The sequence below is a fragment of the Syntrophales bacterium genome, assembly GCA_023229765.1.
Taxonomy (GTDB): domain Bacteria; phylum Desulfobacterota; class Syntrophia; order Syntrophales; family UBA5619; genus DYTH01.
In genome coordinates this window covers 26,396-45,801 of the sequence record JALNYO010000030.1, presented here as the reverse complement: position 1 = coordinate 45,801, position 19,406 = coordinate 26,396, and the positions used below count along the sequence as shown (strand labels likewise).

The 19,406-nt window shown below is 52.6% G+C and carries 18 protein-coding genes and 1 tRNA gene; 9 read left to right on the top strand and 10 right to left on the bottom strand.

Translation table 11 applies throughout. The annotated features are described in order from the left end of the window. Positions 1–17: 17 nt before the first annotated feature. The 6 genes from M0P74_13670 to radA all read right to left on the bottom strand — a co-directional run bounded on the left by M0P74_13670 (position 18) and on the right by radA (position 6,965). Positions 18–1,202, bottom strand: coding sequence for a branched-chain amino acid ABC transporter permease (locus tag M0P74_13670; GenBank protein MCK9364632.1), 1,185 nt, complete (start codon positions 1,200–1,202; stop codon positions 18–20). Between the two features lie 19 nt (positions 1,203–1,221). Continuing rightward, entirely contained in the window at positions 1,222–2,124 is a 903-nt protein-coding gene (locus tag M0P74_13665) for a branched-chain amino acid ABC transporter permease LivH (protein MCK9364631.1), read from the bottom strand. A gap of 74 nt (positions 2,125–2,198) precedes the next feature. Beyond that, on the bottom strand, positions 2,199–3,332 hold the full coding sequence (locus M0P74_13660; protein ID MCK9364630.1) for a branched-chain amino acid ABC transporter substrate-binding protein: 1,134 nt from the start codon (positions 3,330–3,332) through the stop codon (positions 2,199–2,201). Positions 3,333–3,486: 154 nt separating this feature from the next. Next, positions 3,487–5,127: a chaperonin GroEL gene (groL, locus tag M0P74_13655; protein MCK9364629.1), complete on the bottom strand. Its 1,641-nt coding sequence runs from the start codon at positions 5,125–5,127 to the stop codon at positions 3,487–3,489. A 28-nt stretch (positions 5,128–5,155) separates the two neighbouring features. After that, the gene (gene groES, locus M0P74_13650) at positions 5,156–5,446 is read right to left on the bottom strand and encodes a co-chaperone GroES (GenBank protein MCK9364628.1); all 291 of its coding nucleotides are present in this window, start codon (positions 5,444–5,446) and stop codon (positions 5,156–5,158) included. A gap of 127 nt (positions 5,447–5,573) precedes the next feature. Next, the gene (gene radA / locus M0P74_13645; GenBank protein ID MCK9364627.1) at positions 5,574–6,965 is read right to left on the bottom strand and encodes a DNA repair protein RadA; all 1,392 of its coding nucleotides are present in this window, start codon (positions 6,963–6,965) and stop codon (positions 5,574–5,576) included. A 269-nt stretch (positions 6,966–7,234) separates the two neighbouring features. Between radA and M0P74_13640 the strand changes: the two genes are divergently transcribed. The 5 genes from M0P74_13640 (at position 7,235) to M0P74_13620 (ending at position 12,573) form a co-directional block, all read left to right on the top strand. Further along, complete coding sequence (locus M0P74_13640; GenBank protein MCK9364626.1) at positions 7,235–8,362, top strand: phosphoserine transaminase; 1,128 nt, start codon at positions 7,235–7,237, stop codon at positions 8,360–8,362. A 97-nt stretch (positions 8,363–8,459) separates the two neighbouring features. Further along, a complete protein-coding gene (serA, locus tag M0P74_13635) occupies positions 8,460–10,043 on the top strand; it encodes a phosphoglycerate dehydrogenase (protein MCK9364625.1) in 1,584 nt (527 codons plus the stop codon). 157 nt (positions 10,044–10,200) lie between these two features. After that, positions 10,201–11,499 (top strand): adenylosuccinate synthase, encoded by a 1,299-nt coding sequence (locus M0P74_13630; GenBank protein ID MCK9364624.1) that lies wholly within the window; start codon positions 10,201–10,203, stop codon positions 11,497–11,499. Positions 11,500–11,578: 79 nt separating this feature from the next. Beyond that, positions 11,579–11,654, top strand: a tRNA-Lys gene (locus tag M0P74_13625). A gap of 52 nt (positions 11,655–11,706) precedes the next feature. After that, on the top strand, positions 11,707–12,573 hold the full coding sequence (locus M0P74_13620) for an enoyl-CoA hydratase-related protein (GenBank protein MCK9364623.1): 867 nt from the start codon (positions 11,707–11,709) through the stop codon (positions 12,571–12,573). 50 nt (positions 12,574–12,623) lie between these two features. Here M0P74_13620 and M0P74_13615 read toward each other — a convergent pair whose 3' ends face one another. Further along, positions 12,624–13,145: a peptidylprolyl isomerase gene (locus M0P74_13615; protein MCK9364622.1), complete on the bottom strand. Its 522-nt coding sequence runs from the start codon at positions 13,143–13,145 to the stop codon at positions 12,624–12,626. A gap of 338 nt (positions 13,146–13,483) precedes the next feature. On the opposite strand from M0P74_13615, the gene galE reads away from it, so the two are divergent. Beyond that, on the top strand, positions 13,484–14,500 hold the full coding sequence (gene galE / locus M0P74_13610) for a UDP-glucose 4-epimerase GalE (GenBank protein ID MCK9364621.1): 1,017 nt from the start codon (positions 13,484–13,486) through the stop codon (positions 14,498–14,500). Between the two features lie 38 nt (positions 14,501–14,538). Here galE and M0P74_13605 read toward each other — a convergent pair whose 3' ends face one another. Both M0P74_13605 and M0P74_13600 read right to left on the bottom strand, forming a co-directional pair. Further along, complete coding sequence (locus tag M0P74_13605) at positions 14,539–14,850, bottom strand: nitrous oxide-stimulated promoter family protein (protein ID MCK9364620.1); 312 nt, start codon at positions 14,848–14,850, stop codon at positions 14,539–14,541. A gap of 4 nt (positions 14,851–14,854) precedes the next feature. Continuing rightward, on the bottom strand, positions 14,855–15,301 hold the full coding sequence (locus tag M0P74_13600; protein MCK9364619.1) for an NUDIX hydrolase: 447 nt from the start codon (positions 15,299–15,301) through the stop codon (positions 14,855–14,857). 172 nt (positions 15,302–15,473) lie between these two features. Between M0P74_13600 and M0P74_13595 the strand changes: the two genes are divergently transcribed. Beyond that, complete coding sequence (locus tag M0P74_13595; GenBank protein ID MCK9364618.1) at positions 15,474–16,334, top strand: OmpA family protein; 861 nt, start codon at positions 15,474–15,476, stop codon at positions 16,332–16,334. A gap of 15 nt (positions 16,335–16,349) precedes the next feature. Then, positions 16,350–17,384 carry a 23S rRNA (adenine(2503)-C(2))-methyltransferase RlmN gene (gene rlmN / locus M0P74_13590; GenBank protein MCK9364617.1) on the top strand — a complete coding sequence of 345 codons (1,035 nt, stop codon included), beginning with the start codon at positions 16,350–16,352 and terminating at the stop codon, positions 17,382–17,384. A gap of 178 nt (positions 17,385–17,562) precedes the next feature. On the opposite strand, the gene M0P74_13585 is transcribed toward rlmN, so the two are convergent. Beyond that, positions 17,563–18,267, bottom strand: a complete 705-nt coding sequence (locus tag M0P74_13585) for an outer membrane protein assembly factor BamD (protein MCK9364616.1) — start codon at positions 18,265–18,267, stop codon at positions 17,563–17,565. Between the two features lie 316 nt (positions 18,268–18,583). Between M0P74_13585 and M0P74_13580 the strand changes: the two genes are divergently transcribed. Beyond that, positions 18,584–19,306: an MTAP family purine nucleoside phosphorylase gene (locus tag M0P74_13580; GenBank protein ID MCK9364615.1), complete on the top strand. Its 723-nt coding sequence runs from the start codon at positions 18,584–18,586 to the stop codon at positions 19,304–19,306. Positions 19,307–19,406 lie beyond the last annotated feature (100 nt).

The following is a 19,406-nucleotide window of genomic DNA, read 5'->3' as shown; positions in this document are numbered from 1 at the left end:
AAAGCGAAGCTTAATGTTCACAATTTGTAAGTGCGACGCACGTTCGGCACAAGGCCTTGCGGTCTGAAGACCATCATGAGAACCATCACGGCGCCAAACAGAAGCATCCGGTAATTGCTGAAGGCCCGCAGATATTCCGGACTCAGTATCAGGATCAGGGCAGCGATAAAAACCCCCACGATCGAACCCATTCCTCCCAGAACAACGATTGACAAGATCATCGCTGATTCAAGAAAGGTAAAACTTGCCGGGTTGACAAACGTCGTCTTGGCAGCGAAAATCACCCCAACCACTCCCGCCCAGGTCGCACCCAGCGCAAATGCCGTAAGCTTCGTTTTTGTCTTGTCAATGCCCATTGCCTGGCAGGCGACCTCGTCTTCCCGCAGGGCGATCCAGGCGCGACCAATCCTGGAATTCTGCAATCGGTTGATTACGAAAATCGTCAGCAGGCAAAACAAAATCATCAGATAGTACAGATAAATAATGGACTCATTCAGGGTTAAGTTCATTCCCAGAAGGCCGGGTCTCGGAATATGGGCAATTCCGCTGGGACCAAACGAAAATTCATTCCAGTTTTCCAGAATCAGCCGAATTATCTCGCCGAAGCCAAGCGTAACAATGGCCAGATAATCACCGCGCAGTCTCAGCACCGGAAAGCCCAGAAGAATCCCGAAGAAGGCGGCCAAAAGCGCGCCCACAGGAAGAACCGCCCAGAAGCCCAAACCGAAATGGTAGTTTATAAGGGCGTAGCTGTAAGCTCCCACTGCGTAAAAGGCCACGTACCCGAGATCGAGCAGTCCAGCCAGACCGACCACAATATTCAATCCCAGCCCCAGCATTACGTACATCAGGGCGGTTGTCATGATGTTTGTCTGATAACTGGAAAAGATGAACGGAAAAATAAGTGCAAATATAGCTACGGCCGCAAGCCCCGGTTTGTAAAACTTTGGTTCTTCGAGGAGCAGCCGCCCCCACGATCGGGCGCCTTTTTGCGCTTCGGCCCGTTTCTGATTGCGCTCTAACAGCCATCGCCAGACAAAGGAGAAAAGGAAACTGCCGATGCCGATAAAAAACATGTTGCGCCAGCGCCACTCAACTATCTTTTCGATCGTGTTTACCCGGATCACCATGAGCGGAAATGTCAGAAACATGAACCATATAGAAACGATCAGCGATTTCTTGATTTCTGCGGCGGCTTTCATCGGCGATTGCGGTTCCCTTTCATACCTTTTGAATGGGCGTACGCCCCAGCAGACCGGCAGGTCTGAATATCAGAATAAGCACAAGCAGTAAAAAGGCGAAGACATCCTCATAATCGCTCGAAACGTAGCCTGTGGCAAAACTCTCAGTCCAGCCAAGCACAAGTCCGCCCAGCACAGCCCCGGGAATGCTGCCGATGCCCCCCAGAACAGCGGCGGTAAAGGCCTTTATCCCGGCGATGAAACCTATGTAGAAATTAATCCGGCCGACATGGGAAGCGATCAGCACGCCGCCCACCGCGGCCAGCGCCGAGCCGATAATAAAGGTATTTGAGATAACCTTGTTGACATTTACCCCCGTCAGCATTGCCATCTCTCGATCCTGAGCGGTTGCCCGCATGGCCTTGCCGATTTTTGTAAATTTTATGATAACAGTCAGGATAATCGTCACGACAGCGGTTGTCGCCACAATGAAAAATTCGGCCGGCCCTATTATATGCGAGTAGGGCTCCAGAAAAGGCAGGTCCGGGATCAGGCTGGGAAACGGCAGAAAATCTGAAGTCTGCGCGATCAACACATAATTCTGCAAAAATATCGACATGCCGATCGCGCTGATGAGCGGGGAAAGGCGCGGCGCCTGACGAAGCGGCTTGTATGCTATCTTCTCGACGGTAAATCCGTAGGCGGCAGAATATATTACAGCGACCACCGAGGCGAGAATCAGCACCGATAAACCGGTCATTCCGTTCATCGTCAGCACTGATGCGACAATAAGCGCGGTGAAGGCGCCAATCATGTAAATCTCGCCGTGGGCGAAATTTATCAATTCGATGATGCCGTAAACCATTGTATAGCCGAGGGCAATCAGGGCGTAAATACTGCCCCTTGTCAATCCTCCCAGCAGCAGTTCAAGAAAGTAATCCATCTTCCTCAATCATTCTCATAGCTCTCATTCTTAAGGCCTGCCGCCCTCCTCTGAGAAATCGACTTCAGCGTAATTTATTTAAGCTCGACATAGTCTCCTTTTTGAACCTGATAGATGGAGAAACCTACGCCGATCGCGTCACCCCTTTTGTCAAACTTGATTTTCCCGAGAGGCGTTTCGACAAGTTGAGTTTTAAGGGCCTTGCCTACGGCATCGTAATCGGTTGAGCTAGCTTTCTGAATAGCATTCAGCATAGCCTGCGTTGCCGCGTAACCGTTTAAATAAAAAGCGCCCGCGTCCGTGCCGTATGTTTTCTTGTGGAGCTCGTTCGCGGCTACGGTCAGGGGGTTGTTAGAGGTATCCCTTGGGCCTGTTGCATAAACCCCTTCAGCGTATTTCCCGGCGACCTTGATGAAGGTGATGTCCTTTACCCCATCGTCGGAGATAAAAGGGGTGCTCATCTTTTTTTTGCGCATCTGGGCAACGATTAAAGAGGCCTCCGGATGGTATCCTCCATAAATGACCGCTTCGGCGCCGGAACGCTTGATTTTCTGAACAACGGCCGAATAGTCAACAGCTCCGGGGGTAACGCCCTCAAAAAGAACAACCGAAGCCTTCTTGGAATCATCAATGAATTTCTTCGCGAATTCAGCAAGACCCTTTCCATAATCGCCCTTGTCGTGCAGCACCGCTATTTTCTTTACCTTTAATTTGCTGATCGCAAATTCCACCTCCAGACGGGCCTGGGCGTCATCAGAGGCTATGGTCCGATAGAAATTCGGGTAAGCGCCGCTTTGTGTCAATTCCGGATTCGTTGCCGAAGGCGAAATGACGAGGACCTTTGCATCCTTGTAAATGCCGAGCGCCGCCTTGGTGGCGCCGCTGCAGATATGGCCGATGACAAACCTGACGTCTTGTGAAACCAGTTTTGTCGCAGTATTTGTAGCCACTTCCGGCTTGCAGATGTCGTCTTCAACGATGAGCTCAACCTGCCTGCCAAGGACGCCCCCTTTGGCATTTATCTCCTTGACGACAAGCTCTGCCGCCTTTACCGTAGGCAGCCCGTAAGAGGCCAGATCGCCGCTGTGGGCGCCGGCCACGCCAAGTTTAATGGTTTCAGCCGCAAAAACATCCCCGTAAACAAGGAAACCCACCGACACAACGCTAAAAAATGCCGCAAAGATCGCTCGGATATAAAACCTCTTCATAATCTCCCTCATATTTGATTAAGACGTGAAACATAACCGAAGAACCTGACTGTTGGCAGAACTACTGCAAATTTTTTTTGCAGTCAAGATTAAAAAAAGGCCCCTATCATAGACAGGGGCCCTTTTGATTTTACATTTTCAGACAGAGGAAGAATTACATTCCCATGCCGCCGCCGTATCCGCCACCGGGAGGCATGGCCGGCATTCCCGCCCCTTTTTCCTCAGGCTTTTCCGCAATCATGCACTGGGTGGTCAGCATCATTGAGGCAACGCTCGCCGCATTCTGCAGAGCGAAGCGGGTAACCTTGGTCGGGTCTATAACCCCGGCTTTGATCATGTCCTCATACTTGTCGGTTCTGGCGTTAAAACCGTATGCGCCTTTGTTTTCCTTTACCTTCTCAACAACAATGCTCCCCTCCACGCCGGCATTGTTCGCGATCATCCGGAGCGGCTCTTCGAGCGCCTTTTTCACAATTTTGACGCCTACAGCCACATCGCCTTCCAGCACCAGTTTATCAAGCAGGGGAAGGGTGCGAAGATAAGCTACACCACCGCCGGGAACGATACCCTCTTCAACGGCAGCGCGGGTCGCGTTCAGGGCATCCTCAACGCGGGCCTTCTTCTCTTTCATCTCAGTCTCGGTCGCAGCGCCAACTTTGATTACCGCCACGCCGCCTACCAGCTTGGCCAGTCTCTCCTGGAGCTTCTCGCGGTCATAATCGGAGGTCGTTTCTTCTACCTGAGCGCGGATCTGCTTCACGCGTCCCTCAAGGGAAGCGCGATCGCCGGCGCCGTCAATAATCGTCGTGTTGTCCTTGTCAATGGAGATACGCTTGGCACGGCCCAGATCTTCAATCGCTGTATTTTCCAGCTTGTATCCCATCTCTTCCGAAATCAGCTTGCCGCCGGTCAGAACGGCGATATCCTCAAGCATGGCCTTGCGGCGGTCGCCAAAACCAGGCGCCTTCACGGCTGCCACATGGAGGGTGCCACGGATCTTGTTCACGACCAGGGTTGCAAGGGCCTCGCCCTCGATGTCCTCGGCGATGATAAGCAGCGGCTTTCCCATCTTGGCGATCTGCTCCAGGATCGGCAGCAGATCCTTCATGTTGCCGATCTTCTTCTCATTGATAAGAATAAAGCAATCTTCCAGCTCCACCTGCATCTTCTCGGGATTTGTCACGAAATAAGGGGAAAGGTAACCGCGGTCGAACTGCATTCCCTCGACGATATCAAGCTCCGTTTCCAGCCCTTTTGCCTCTTCAACGGTAATGACGCCTTCCTTGCCGACCTTCTCCATCGCCTCGGCGATGATGGAACCGATTGTCTCGTCGTTATTGGCCGATATCGTACCGACCTGGGCTATCTCTTTGGCATCCTTGGTCGGCTTGCTCATTTTGCGGAGTTCGGCTACAACCACTTCCACAGCCTTGTCAATACCGCGTTTCAGATCCATCGGGTTGCTGCCGGCAGCCACGCTCTTCGCGCCTTCGCGGAAGATCGCCTGGGCCAGAATTGTCGCCGTGGTCGTGCCGTCGCCGGCGACATCGCTGGTCTTGCTGGCAACTTCCTTTACCATCTGGGCGCCCATGTTTTCGAACTTGTCTTCAAGCTCGATCTCCTTGGCAACCGTTACGCCGTCCTTCGTGATATTCGGGGCGCCGTAGCTTCTGTCGATTATGACGTTGCGCCCCTTGGGGCCCAGCGTTACCTTCACTGCATCGGCAAGGGTATTGACCCCATTCAGGATCGACTTCCTCGCCTCCTCATCATACTTAATAATCTTAGCTCCCATCTATCTTTCCTCCCTAATATTTCATTAATTATTTTTCAAGGATACCGAGGATATCATCCTCGCGCATGATTAAAAGCTCCTGGCCGTCAATTTTGACCTCGGTGCCGGAGTACTTCCCGAACAGAACCCTGTTGCCCTCTTTGACATCCATCGGGATCAATTTGCCTTCATCGGTTTTCTTGCCTTTGCCTACCGCAACTACCAAGCCCTCCATAGGCTTCTCCTTTGCGGTATCGGGAATTATTATTCCCCCCTTGCTTTTCTCTTCCTCGTCAACGCGCTTGACGATCAATCTGTCCTGCAATGGTCTGATTTTCACTGTCTATCCTCTCCTTTCATCTTTATTAATTTTAAGCTTATGATTTTTGATTAACCCAGTAATCGGCGATATGATATGCATCGATTCCGCTCTGTCAAGTCGCGAGCAAAAAAATTTTCGCCGCCCGTCAAAAAATACTTTCTATCAGCTCGCCCAGCGAACGGATCGGAATGAGTTCAATGCCAATCCTCGATTTATCTGACGACATCACCTCGGGTTGCCTGTTTCCCGGAAAAATACACCGTTTAAATCCCATGCGGGCGGCCTCTTTTATCCGAAATTCAGTCTGCGAAACCCCGCGAATTTCCCCGGTCAGGCCAACCTCTCCAAAAACAACGGTGCCTGCCGCAATGGGCCTATTGAGAAAACTGGAGGCAATCGCCGCGACAATCCCCAAATCCGTCGCTGTCTCGTCAATTTTTACCCCGCCTGCCACATTGAGAAAAATGTCGCTGTTGGCAACATGGATCCCGCAGATCTTGTCCATCACCGCCGTAAGCAGCGAAACCCGGTTATGATCAACACCGATCGCCGTTCTTCTCGGCATTCCGAAGCTGGTCGCACTGACCAGCGACTGCACCTCAACCAAAATCGGCCGGCTTCCCTCCATGCTCGGGACGACAATCGATCCCGCCACCCCCTCGGGACGTTCGGCGAGAAAAAAGGCCGATGGGTTGGCAACCTCGGCCAGGCCGGTGTCCCGCATCTCGAACACCCCGATTTCATGGGTGGGCCCGAAGCGATTTTTTATGCACCGGACAATGCGATAGGCGTGACCGGAATCGCCTTCAAAATAGAGCACCGTATCAACCATGTGTTCGAGAATTTTGGGACCGGCAATTGAACCGTCCTTCGTTACATGACCGACAAGAAAAATCGGGATGCCTGTTTTTTTGGCGAAGAGAATCAGTTTACCGGCCGCCTCGCGCACCTGCCCGACACTTCCCGGCGCAGAAGAAAAAGCTGTCGAATAGATGGTTTGTATCGAATCGATGACGGCCACCGCCGGTTTTACCTCAGACAGACGGGCCAGAATGCTCTCTAATTCTACCTCAACCAGGATCAAAAGATCCTTGGCCGCTGCCCCAAGACGTTTTCCCCGAAGCTTTATCTGGCGGGCCGATTCCTCGCCGGAGACGTAGAGAACCGGCAGCCCTTTTTCTGCCAGCTTCTCCAGAACCTGCAAAAGGAGCGTAGATTTTCCAATTCCCGGATCACCGCCAATCAGAACCGCCGAGCCGCCGACAATGCCGCCTCCCAAAACCCGGTCCAATTCGGCGATTCCCGTCAGCAGACGCTCCCCATCTTTCGCTTCAATCGCCTCAATGGATTGGGGAACACCGTTCAAGCGGAATTCAGAAGTTTTGCAAGCGGAATCGCTTTGCAGCTCCTCCTCGACAAAGGTGTTCCACTCGCCGCAAGTGGGACAGCGACCCAGCCATTTGGGGGCCTGCTGTCCGCAGTTGCTGCAGAAAAACACAGTCTTAATTTTTTTATTAACGGTAATCTCTGTTTTCACGAATACCCTCCTGCATGCCGTAAATGTGTTAAACTAATACCCTTTAGATTGTCCGGCGTCAACCAATATCCACTTGAATAATTACGATAATCCTGATATTCACTCAAAGCTGATTATGTAGGTTACCTGTAACTGGAGGATTGCGGCATACTCAATCGAAGAGGATATACGTATCAAAAACAGAAAATACTTAAAAACATCATTGAGGATGATGCACAATTCATTTTTTTACAAATCTCTGTTCTTTCTTTTCATGAAAGGAGCCTCGTATGACAAATCCTAATTTCGGCTCCGGCCCCTGCAGCAAGAGGCCGGGATGGAACCTCGACGCCCTGAAGGACGCGGCAGTGGGCCGTTCCCACCGCTCCACGCTGGGCAAGGGAAAACTTCAAGACGCCATCAACGAAACACGAAAAATCCTTGAAATCCCTGATCATTATCTTCTGGGAATAATGCCGGCATCGGACACCGGGGCTTTTGAGGCCGCCATGTGGAGCCTGCTGGGAACACGGGCGGTAACCGTTCTGGTCTGGGAGAGTTTTTCCGAGGGCTGGGCGACCGACGTCGCCAAACAGTTAAAACTGAGCCCGACGGTAATCCGGGCGGACTACGGGAAAATCCCCGCTCTTGCCACCGTCAACTGGGAGAACGATGTAATCTTTGTCGCCAACGGCACCACTAGCGGCGTCAAAATTCCGAATTGGGACTGGATACCGTCCGACCGCAAGGGACTTTCCTTCTGTGACGCGACAAGCGCCGCCTTCGCGATGCCGATACAATGGGACAAGGTGGATGTCCTGACCTTTTCCTGGCAGAAATGTCTGGGCGGCGAAGCTGCGCATGGCATGCTGGCGCTAAGCCCCCGCGCTGTTGAAAGGCTTGAATCTTATGATCCTCCCTGGCCGCTTCCCAAAATATTCCGGATGAAAAAAGGTGGAAAAATAAACCAGACGATCTTCGAGGCCAGCACGATCAATACCCCGTCGCTTCTGTGCGTCGAAGATTACCTCGACGCCCTGAAATGGGCCGGAAAAATCGGCCTGGCCGGGTTGATCAAGCGGAGCAGGGAAAATTTCCAGATCGTAGAAAAATGGTCGGCAGCCAACGACTGGATTGCCTTTCTGGCCGAAGCGCCCGAGACGCGTTCCACCACATCTGTTTGCCTTTCTGTTGTGAGCCCGCAAGTGCAGGCCCTTCCCCTGGCAGAGCAGGCCAAATTCCTCAAAGAGATATCGTCGGAGATGGCGAAGAGAAAAGCCGCCTACGACATGAACTCCTACAAGGACGCCCCTCCGGGCTTCCGTCTATGGTGCGGCCCCACCATTGAACCGGCGGATATAAGCTTCGCCCTGGCTGAGCTGGAAAAGGTTTACCGGGAAAAAATTGCCGGGTTATAATGGCCGCTTCGGGAAAGAGTGTAGTTTCAAACAACGAAAAGACTTTTTTATATGAATAAATTGCATCTTTAAAATAATTGCACGGGGAGGAAAAGCGATGAAAAATGTCCTAATCAGTGATAATCTGTCACCGGAAGGGTTGGAAATATTAAAATGCAACAAAGGGATAGAGTTTGATTTTCGAACAAAAATGACCCCGGAGGAATTGAAGGCCGTCATCGGCAATTACGATGCGCTGATAATTCGCAGTGCGACCAAGGTTACCGCTGAGGTCATGGAGCTCGCCGGCCGGCTGAAGGTCATCGGCCGGGCAGGAATCGGGCTTGACAATGTAGATATCCCCGAGGCCAGCAAACGGGGAATCATCGTTATGAACACCCCTGGCGGCAACTCCGTTACAACAGGCGAGCATGCAATCGCGATGATGCTTGCCCTCAACAGAAAGATTCCCCAGGCGACAGCCTCCATGAAGGCCGGGAAATGGGAAAAGAGCAAGTTTACCGGCAGAGAGCTTCTCAACAAGACACTCGGAATAGTCGGAATTGGTCGTGTCGGAGGAATCGTTGCCGACCGCGCCCTGGGACTCAAGATGAGGGTTATCGCCTACGACCCGTTTATCTCGCCGGAAGCAGCGGAAAAAATGGGCATCACGCTCGCGTCCTTAGACGAGATATTCACAACGGCCGATTTCATCTCCGTTCACACCCCCATGACCAAGGAAACCCGCGGGGTAATTAACGCCGAGGCCTTCAAGAAGATGAAAAAAGAAGCCTGTGTCATAAACTGCGCCCGCGGCGGAATTATCGACGAAAAAGATCTCTACGAAGCGCTTGTTGCCGGACGCATTGCCGGCGCCGCCCTTGACGTATTCGAAGAGGAGCCGACAAAAAACATGGCGCTCATTTCCCTGGAGAACGTAATCTGCACTCCCCACCTGGGGGCCTCAACCGATGAGGCACAGATCAACGTCGCAGTGGCCATCGCCAAACAGATCTGCGCCTATCTTACAACCGGCGAAATCAACGGCGCAGTTAATTTCCCGGCGGTAAGCGCGGAGATCCTCACGGTCATTCAGCCCTATCTCACGCTGGCGGAGAAACTGGGGAAATTTGAGGCGCAGCTCGTATCCGGGGCGATCGAGGAAGTAGACATCGAATACAACGGAGAGATCCTGAACTACAACGTGGCGCCAATCACCATCTCCCTACTGAAGGGACTTCTGACCCCCATCCTGAACGAAAGCGTAAATTTCATAAATGCGCCGTTTATCGCCAAGGAACGGGGAATACGCGTTGTCGAGTCCAAAAGCAATGAGGTGAAAGACTATACCAGCATGATCTCCGTTACCGTAAAGACGGCAAAGGAAGAAGCATTCGCGGCAGGCGCCATTTTCGGAAGGAATGAACCGCGCATCGTCCGCATTAACAAATTTACCGTCGAAGTCATTCCTGAAGGCAGGCTGTTTGTAGTTTACAACAACGATAAACCGGGGGTAATCGGCAATATCGGCACTATCCTCAGTCAAAGCGGCGTCAATATTTCCCACCTCAACCTGAGCCGGGAACAGATCGATGGCCGGGCAATGGTAATACTTGGGACCGACAGCGTTGTCTTGCCGGATGTTGTTGATAAGCTGCGAAATCTGCCCAACATTTTGTCCGTAAACGAGCTGGAGATGTAAAGGTCCGCTTCACGAGTGCGGAAACCGGCGGCAAAAGCGGGGCTAATCAGTCGCCGCGTCTGTACGGGCCTGTTTATCACGGAAAAATTTTAAGTGACAGAACCGCCTCGTTGGAAAGTGTTGCATTGCAGTCATTCAATCAGATTGGAGCATAAAAATGGCAAATACAGTTATCGTTGGCGCCCAGTGGGGCGATGAGGGAAAGGGAAAGGTTGTCGATATTTATTCCGAAAAGGCCGACGTCGTCGCGAGATTTCAAGGCGGCAACAACGCCGGCCACACCCTCGTTATCGGAGGCAGACAAATCATCATGCATCTCATCCCCTCAGGGATACTCCACGCCGGAAAGATCTGCATGATCGGAAACGGCGTCGTCATTGATCCGGGGGTACTGATCAAAGAACTGGACGGTCTGCGGGAACAGGGCCTCCTGCCGGCTGATGTCCGGCTTTACGTCAGCGAAAAGGCGCATGTCATCATGCCTTACCACCGCAGGATTGATGTAGCCCGTGAATCCCACGGCGTCGGCAAGAAAATCGGCACTACCGGCCGCGGCATCGGACCGTGCTATGAGGACAAAATCTCAAGGGTCGGCATCCGCATCTGCGATCTTCTCGATGAAGAGGTTTTCAGGGAAATACTGATTCGAAACATCGAAGAAAAAAACTTCTATCTGACTAAACTCTTCGGCGAAGAACCGCTCGACGGTGAGGCAATATTCGCGGAGTACCGCTCCTACAGCGAAAAAATCAGGCCGCTCGTGGCCGATTGCTCGCTCATTTTGCAAAAGGAGATGAACAAGGGGAGTAATATCCTCTTCGAAGGCGCACAGGGCTCCCATCTTGATATCGACCACGGCACCTTCCCATATGTAACATCTTCCAACACCGTTTCCGGCAATGCCGCCTGCGGCACAGGAGTAGGACCAGCGGCCATTCAGAATGTTATTGGAATATGCAAGGCTTACACAACAAGGGTTGGAGAAGGACCCTTTCCCACCGAGTTGAAAGACGCGGTTGGGGAGAGACTGCAGCAGGTCGGCCAGGAATTCGGCGCGACAACCGGCCGTAAGCGCCGTTGCGGCTGGCTCGACACTGTTCTGGTTCGCCATTCAATCCGCCTTTCGGGGATTACCGGCATCGCCCTGACAAAACTCGACGTCCTGACCGGAATTGAGAAAATAAAGGTCTGCACTGAATATAGATCAGCAAATGCGGAGTTCACCGAATCCGTCCCCGCCAATTTGCGGGTTCTTGCCTCCTGCCAGCCTGTTTACGAAGAGCTGGACGGCTGGACGGAAGACATCCGGAAGGCAAAAAAAATGGAAGACCTTCCCAAAAATACGAGACGCTATATCGAACGGCTGGAAGAGATAACCGGCGTGCCGATGGCTCTTGTCTCCGTAGGCCCCGACCGCGAAGAAACGATCTCCCTTTACGACCCCTTCTCCGGTTAAACGGGGGGGATGGAAAAATTCATATAATGCTTGACAAGAAAACGCCGTTCCTGTTAAAGCCCACAGCCTGAACTTCAGAGGGTCGTTAGCTCAGCTGGTAGAGCAGCGGACTTTTAATCCGTTGGTCGCGGGTCCGATTCCCGCACGACCCACCAAATATAAGGGCTTCCCAAGGGGAGCCCTTTTTTGCAAACCATAGAGGTGAATATGACTTACAAAACATTGCTGGTGGAAATAAGACAGGGTGTGGGGGTCATCTGGATGAACCGTCCGGAGAGGCAAAATGCGCTCGACGCAACAATGATCAAGGAGCTTGAGGAAGCCTTCTCGTTGCTGGATGCCGATCAGGAAGTTCGCATCGTCGTTCTCGCCGGAGCGGGTGCGTGCTTCTGTGCCGGCGCGGACAGGGAAAGGCTGCAGGAACTCGCCGAAAACAGTTTGGAAAAAAATCGCCTTGACGCGATGAGCCTGGCAAAACTGCTGCAGACCATCCATAACCTCTCCAAGCCGACGATCGCCCGCGTTACTGGTTTTGCAGTCAATGGCGGTGCAGCGCTTGTTGCCGCCTGCGATATGGCGGTTAGCGACTATAATGCGGAGTTTGGGCTTTCTGATCTGCGTTTCGGCCTGCTTCCAACCACGATTGTCCCCTATTTGCTCAAAGCGGTGGGAGAACGGACGGCGCGCCACTGGTTCCTCTCAGGCGAACTTTTTGCCGCCGCCGAGGCCTACCGCACCGGGCTCTTGACCGACATCACCCCTGCGGAGGAGCTCGACGCCCGGATTAACGAGTTGATCGGTAAAATCATTCAGGGCGCCCCCAACGCCCAGGCTTGCCTCAAGGATTGGCTGCGGTCAACGGCTGGGGACCCGATTACCCCCGGACTGTGCGAAGACAGCGCCCTTCGTTTTGCCAACGCCTGCGCCGGCGAGGAATTTCAACGGGGGCTCGCCGATCTTCTCGCCAAGCGCAAACCTCACTGGCTGCTCAAAAAGAAAAAGGCTGCCCCCAAAACGAATCGTCCGCAGAATGAAAAGAAGCCAAAAGCAGCGATAAAGCCTGGACGTAAATAAAGAGGCCGCAATGAACAATCTCACAAAAAACGGGAAGACAGCTCAGCCCTTTATTTTTTCTTTGCGTCCAGGATAGAGTTCCAGCCCTCAAGCTGCTGCTTGTTTGTTTCGGCCAATCCAGAGTAGTCGCCGCTGATCTCTATCGAAACGATTTTGTCGCCGACGCCAATGCTGTTTACAACGTTTTGATTATCCGCTCCGGCAACCTCGCCAAAGATGGTGTGTTTGTTGTTCAGCCAGGGGGTCGGAACATGGGTGATGAAAAACTGGCTGCCGTTGGTGCCAGGACCGGCATTGGCCATTGAGAGGATGCCCGGTTTGTCATGTTTGAGACTTGGCGAAAACTCGTCCGGAAAACGGTAGCCGGGACCGCCGGTGCCCGTCCCCAGCGGGCAACCGCCCTGAATCATGAAATCAGGAATGACCCGATGGAAGGCAAGCCCGTCATAAAAGCCCCGTGCCGCAAGGTTGATAAAATTGAGGACCGTGAGCGGCGCCTCGACGGGAAAGAATTTAATTTGGATATCCCCCTTGGTCGTTTTAATAGTTGCCCCTAAAAGCTGTTCTGTCATGGTTAGTTTCTCCTTTTCTTATTTGCCGCAGGCATCTTGGCCTGAAAGCGCGCCCTATACACCATGAATGCCCGTGGCTGTCAACTCCAAACAAACCCCCATGCCCGTGTCGGGCACAACGAAGCATGAAAATCCCCCCTTACCCCCCTTTGGCAAAGGGGGGATGGGGGGATTTTCATACAAACGATCGTATAAACGACAGACCGAAAGTTTTGAAATCTTTTATCAACTGCCGTAAATGAAATCCAGCTTTACAGAAAGCTTGTAATCGCTTATATATAGCCGCATTGGTGCTACGGAACTTGAAGATAGGGGCGGGCGGAAAAGGAAATTCAAAAATGATTCTGGTAACCGGCGGGGCGGGGTACATTGGTTCACATACCTGCATTGAGTTGATCGCGGCAGGCTTTGAACTGGTGGCGTTCGACAATTTGAGCAACGCCTCTTCAGCGTCATTGCAGCGGCTCGAAACCATTACCGGGAAAATCGTCCCCTTCGTCAAGGGCGATATTCGGTCGCATGCAGATCTGGCGGGTGTTTTCGACAATTATCAGCCTGAGGCGGTGATTCATTTTGCCGGGCTGAAAGCGGTGGGAGAATCGGTAACGGAACCGCTCCTTTATTACAACAACAATCTGACCGGCACAATTTGTCTATTGGAAACGATGCAGGAGTTCGGATGCAAAACCATCGTCTTCAGCTCATCGGCAACGGTATATGGCGATCCGCATACGACTCCGATCAGAGAGGATTTTCCGCTTGCGGCGACCAACCCTTACGGGCGCACCAAGCTGATGATCGAGGAGATGCTCGGCGATCTGTTCACTGCGGATAATACTTGGCGGATTGCGCGGCTGCGTTATTTCAATCCGGTCGGGGCGCACGCAAGCGGTCTGATCGGCGAGGACCCGCACGGGATTCCCAACAATCTGATGCCGTATATCTCTCAGGTGGCAGTCGGCAAACGGGCCAAGTTGAACGTCTTTGGCGGTGATTATGACACCCCGGACGGAACCGGCGTGCGGGACTATATTCATGTTGTTGATCTGGCCCGAGGACATCTGAAGGCGCTGGAGGCACTGACGGCTCAGCCGCGGCTGCTGACAGTCAATCTGGGAACCGGTAAGGGTTACTCCGTGCTGGAGATGGTAAGGGCCTTTGAAAAGTCCTCCGGCCGCGAGGTGCCGTATGAAATAGTGGCGCGGCGTCCGGGCGACGTCGCCAAATGCTACGCCGATCCTTCACTGGCAAAATCATTGCTCGGCTGGGAGGCGCAGTTCGACCTCGAGCGAATGTGCAGCGACTCCTGGCGCTGGCAATCAATGAATCCAAACGGCTATGCTGATGCCAATTAATCGTTGCAATCTGACCTCTCTGGAAAGCCGAGGAAACATTACCGCTCGTAACTGCCCTTCCTGCCTGCCAGGTGCTGAATGGCCAGAAGGGGGTGACGCCAGGTCATTCTTGGCCCCGCAAAACGCATCACCTCGGTGATCCGCCCCCGCATCTCCTTCTTGTAGCAATGGATCGGGCATTGGCTGCAGGCAGGTTTCTTTTCTCCGTAACGACAACCCCTGATCCGCGCCTCGGCATAGCCGGCAAGCTCCCGGCAGCTCTCACACGGCTCTTTTGCCCCATGCTGGCCTCGACAGTAAAGGCCGATCATCAGTTTTACGGTCTTTACCTCTTTATCAAGCGATTTCATAATGCTACCAGAAGCCACGCTCCATGCAGTTATCGATGAATTCCAGAGCGGTTTTCGGTTCTTTCATCAGGAAATCATAGAGTTTTTTTCCCACATCAGGGTAAATCGCACACTGGTTGATTTTCTCGACAGCAACCCAGGCGATGCCGAGGGAACTGGTATTGTCCGGCCTCACTTTAGGAGTGCCGTAAATCTCAAAGGCCTCAAAAATGATATGCAGGGTCTGGGGATGCCGCTTTGTTACGGGCGCCTCGCCCACCATTATGACCCCCCCGATATCCACCTTGATGCCCAGTTCTTCCTTCCACTCTTTAATCAGCGTTGTCTTCAGCGGAGCGTCCTGATCTACGCCGCCGCCCGGCAGTGCAAAAACATCCTTGCCTCCGTACATGTATTTCATACAGAGAATCTCACCGCCCCTTTCAAATACAGCCGATACACGCACCCTCATGAAGCCTCCTTTCCCATCGCAGCACACTGTTTTTATTTTTTTACCATAATGTCAGCGATTAATAAACAGGCAAATTGTCATCAGCCCCGTTCTATAACCTGTTCGATTATTGGTTGAAAATAGTTTCGCTTCGAAGTATTAGAACTTGGCACAAAATTAACGAGGGAACGATATGCTTCATCTAGAAAAAAAGCTTTCTTTTGCAGTTGTGGCGCTTCTGATCATGAGTGGCTGTGTCGGAAAAAGCGAATATCTCAAAAAACAGGCTGAGGCTGATGACCTTAAAATGGATATCGCCACAGTTACAGAAAAAAACAGGCAGCTCCAGTTGGAAGTGGAAAATTTAATCAAGGAAAAAGCAGCGTTGCTTGACGCAGAGAAAAGCTTACAGGCCAAGCATGAAAAACTTGCGACTGACAGAAAAAATCTCGAAACCAGTTCGGAGGCGTTCAAAAAAGAGGTAACCATTACTATAGAACGCCTGCGCGAACAAAACGCTGAGCTTGCCGGAGACAAGCAGATGCTCAACGAGAGCATTGCCCTGCTTAGAAAAACCAAGGAACAGGAAGTAAAAAAGGTAAGCGGGACGTACGAGAACCTGCTCGAAAAAATGGATAATGAGATCAAGCAGGGACAGATTGCCATAACCGAACTCAAGGGGAAGCTGACGGTGGATGTTGTGGACAAGATTCTCTTCGACTCCGGGAAGGCGGAAATAAAGCCCGAGGGGCTGGAGGTGCTTGGCCGCGTGGTCGATATACTGACGGCGGAAACGGACAAGGTGATCCGCGTCGAGGGACACACCGACAATGTTCCGATCAAGGGCAATCTCGCAAAGCAGTATCCGACGAACTGGGAGTTGTCCGCGGCGCGCGCGCTCACGGTAGTGCGGTATCTGGAAACCCAGGGGCTCGACCCTCATAAGCTCGCGGCGGTTGCGTTCGGGGAGCACAGGCCTGTTGCGGAAAACGACACCCCGGAAGGACGGGCCAGGAACCGGCGAATCGCCATTGTTTTACAACCGGAGGAATGACAGGGCCTGAAAAATATGACAGCAAAACCTAACATCAGGGATTTGTCCCTTGAAGAGATAGAAACCCTGATCGTCGGGTTGGGAAAGGAGAAGTACCGGGCCCGCCAGATCATGAAATGGCTTTACAACGGCGGGGCAGCCTCTTTTGCAGAAATGACCACCCTCTCGCAGGAGTTCCGCGCCCGTCTGGCCGAACTGGCCCACCTTTCCGAACCGGCAATAGAACGGATCCAGGCGTCTGAGGATGGGACAAAGAAGGTCCTCTTCCGGCTGTCAGATGATTTCTTCATCGAAAGCGTCCTCATCCCCGGACGCAACCACTGGACCGCCTGCATCTCAACGCAGGCCGGCTGCGCGATGGGCTGCCGCTTCTGTCTTACGGGCAGCCTGGGGTTCAAGCGCGACCTGAAACCTTCCGAGATTACCGGCCAGATGACCATGCTTCGGCGCAATTTGCCGGAAGGCCCGAATATCAAGAATATCGTCCTGATGGGAATGGGGGAACCGCTGGCCAACTATGACAACGTCTTAAAGGCGATCAAAATCCTGATTTCCGATTACGGGCTCGGCTTTTCCAGCCGTAAGATAACCGTCTCCACCTCCGGCCTCGCCCCGCTGATCAAACGACTGGGCCGGGACATCTGCGTCAATCTCGCCATTTCCCTGAACGCCCCGGACAACCGCAAAAGGGACGAATTGATGCCGATCAACCGCAAATATCCCCTGCCGGAACTCCTTGCCGCCTGCCGGGAGTATCCCATGCCGGGAAGACGGATGCTGACCTTCGAATACATTTTGCTTGCGGGCGTCAATGATTCGGCCGAGGATGCCAAAAAGCTCGTTCGCCTCCTCCGGGGGCTTCACTGCAAATTAAACCTGATCGCCTTCAACGAGTTCCCCGGCTCCGCCTACCATACTCCCACACCCGCGGCAGTCTCGGCCTTTCAGCAGATACTGCTTGATCACCATTACACAGCAATCCTGCGCGCCAGTCACGGACGGGATATTCTTGCCGCCTGCGGCCAGTTAAGCGGTCAAGCCTCCCCCTAAGGGCCTGTCCACAATTAACCTGGGCAAGATTGCGCTCAGATTTGGGTTGGATTTGGTTGCGGCGATTGAACAAAACCGCAGACGTAGCAGCGCTACGTTGAGGATTTTGTGATTGAGCCACAGCCAAAGATGGCCCAAAGATGAGATGCAAGATGTTCAGGTTATTTGTGGACAGGCCCTAAAACAACCACCAGCTTTTTTTCTTCTCCGGGGCGTTGAGGTGGTTTTTCGCTTCGGTTATCAGACGATTAACCTTTTTGTCATCAAGCCCGATATTGGCGTAGTCGCGCGCGACCTTTTCGAGACGGCGCAACGAGGCCGCGTATTTCTTTGTTTTTAAATAGAACTCACCGATATATAACTCTTTTTCTCCCATGCTCTTTCTGCACTCCAGAATCTTCTTCTCGGCCAGCGCGGAGAATTTGCTTTCGGGGAAACGCGCCGTCAGCCTTTCAAACTCCTTGATCGCCTTGAAAGCTTCGGAGTTGTCGCGATCTACCGTTGTCAGTTGATTCAGGTAGCACATCCCGGTCTGGTACATGGCATAAGGTAGATTTTCGTTCGTCGGATGCAGATCAACGAATTCTTTATAGGCAAGCACCGCCTCCGGATATTCCTTGCTGCTGAAAAAGGAATCGGCAACCCCCATCTCCGCCATAATGGCCAGCGAGCTGAGCGGATACTCCTCTTTAACCCGCTGAAAGAGTTCGATGGAACGCTTGTAGCTGCCGGCATTGTACTCTTCTAACCCCTGTTGATAAATGCTCTCGGGATTCGCCCGGGGCATTCCGGATCTGCTTTGCCAGGGCAGCCACATTTTACAGCCGGCAAGCAAAAAAACCGCAATCAGGAGCGCCGCAAAAACTTTTTTATCATGAACCATCTCAACTTTTCCTTTCCCGAAGGGCTTAATCTCAAAAATACAACGGCTGTAAATTTTATAACCGCGCGGATGGGGGCGACTATTGCACAAAAAACGGGAATATGTCAATCAAGATTAATGTTCATCATTCAGCGAAAAGGCGATTTTGACAGAAGTCCAGCAAGCTGGTATAAACCCCCATGCCCGTGGGGCACAACGAAGCATGAAAATCCCCCCTTGCCCCCCTTTGGCAAAGGGGGGATGGGGGGATTTTCATATAAACCCCCATGCCCGGGGCGGGCACAAACCCCCTCGACGATCCCAGGAAAGGATAACTATGAAAACTGTCGGCATCATATCTGGAACGGTTCTGCTCAACGGCCAAGGAATATTTTCAGACCTTCGCGAAGAAGCCGTGGAAACGGAATTCGGACGAGCGGTGGTCTTTCATTCGGCGAACGTGTTTTTCATCGCCCGTCATGGCAGCGACCCTAACTTTCACATTCTGCCACATCTGATCAACCACCAGGCCAACCTTGCCGCTTTGAAAAAGCTTGGAGCAACTGAGGTTATCGGAGTAAACTCAACCGGCGCCCTGAAACGCCGTCTAAAACCGGGGACGCTCGTTGTCCCTGACGATTACATCCAACTCGGCGCAGGCATAACCGCCGTCCGGGGAGAACCTGTTCATATCACGCCGCGCCTGAATCAGGAAGTTCGGCAGAAATTGCACCAAGCGGCCCATGAATGCGCCATAAATCCTGTTGACGGCGGAATATACTGGCAATCCGCCGGTCCTCGCCTGGAAACGCGGGCAGAGATAGCGATGATCTCGCAATTCGCCGACATCATCGGGATGACAATGGCCAGCGAGGCAATTATCGCTCAGGAGCTGGATATCAGTTACGCATCCTTGTGCTCGGTTGATAACTACGCCCACGGCATCGAGAAACGCGAATTGACGCTCCAGAAGATCCTTCAGCACGCCCGTCTCAACTCCGAGGCGATCCACCGCATACTGAACTGCTATGTCGAACAGAATAGTCGGCGAAACCTTTGAAAGATGCCGCGTTTGTCATGGCGAGCGAAGCGTTGCAAGCCCGTTTATGCCCGAAAATTGACAAGCCTGCCTAAGGGCCTGTCCACAAATATAACCTGAA

Coding starts and splice junctions, on each gene's coding strand:
- M0P74_13670 (MCK9364632.1), bottom strand. CDS start 1,202: ATGAAAGCCGCCGCAGAAATCAAGAAATCGCTGATCGTTTCTATATGG.
- M0P74_13620 (MCK9364623.1), top strand. CDS start 11,707: ATGACTTACAAAACATTGCTGGTGGAAATAAGACAGGGTGTGGGGGTC.
- M0P74_13640 (MCK9364626.1), top strand. CDS start 7,235: ATGACAAATCCTAATTTCGGCTCCGGCCCCTGCAGCAAGAGGCCGGGA.
- galE (MCK9364621.1), top strand. CDS start 13,484: ATGATTCTGGTAACCGGCGGGGCGGGGTACATTGGTTCACATACCTGC.
- rlmN (MCK9364617.1), top strand. CDS start 16,350: ATGACAGCAAAACCTAACATCAGGGATTTGTCCCTTGAAGAGATAGAA.
- M0P74_13600 (MCK9364619.1), bottom strand. CDS start 15,301: ATGAGGGTGCGTGTATCGGCTGTATTTGAAAGGGGCGGTGAGATTCTC.
- serA (MCK9364625.1), top strand. CDS start 8,460: ATGAAAAATGTCCTAATCAGTGATAATCTGTCACCGGAAGGGTTGGAA.
- M0P74_13615 (MCK9364622.1), bottom strand. CDS start 13,145: ATGACAGAACAGCTTTTAGGGGCAACTATTAAAACGACCAAGGGGGAT.
- M0P74_13580 (MCK9364615.1), top strand. CDS start 18,584: ATGAAAACTGTCGGCATCATATCTGGAACGGTTCTGCTCAACGGCCAA.
- M0P74_13630 (MCK9364624.1), top strand. CDS start 10,201: ATGGCAAATACAGTTATCGTTGGCGCCCAGTGGGGCGATGAGGGAAAG.
- M0P74_13605 (MCK9364620.1), bottom strand. CDS start 14,850: ATGAAATCGCTTGATAAAGAGGTAAAGACCGTAAAACTGATGATCGGC.
- groL (MCK9364629.1), bottom strand. CDS start 5,127: ATGGGAGCTAAGATTATTAAGTATGATGAGGAGGCGAGGAAGTCGATC.
- M0P74_13585 (MCK9364616.1), bottom strand. CDS start 18,267: ATGGTTCATGATAAAAAAGTTTTTGCGGCGCTCCTGATTGCGGTTTTT.
- M0P74_13595 (MCK9364618.1), top strand. CDS start 15,474: ATGCTTCATCTAGAAAAAAAGCTTTCTTTTGCAGTTGTGGCGCTTCTG.
- M0P74_13665 (MCK9364631.1), bottom strand. CDS start 2,124: ATGGATTACTTTCTTGAACTGCTGCTGGGAGGATTGACAAGGGGCAGT.
- M0P74_13660 (MCK9364630.1), bottom strand. CDS start 3,332: ATGAAGAGGTTTTATATCCGAGCGATCTTTGCGGCATTTTTTAGCGTT.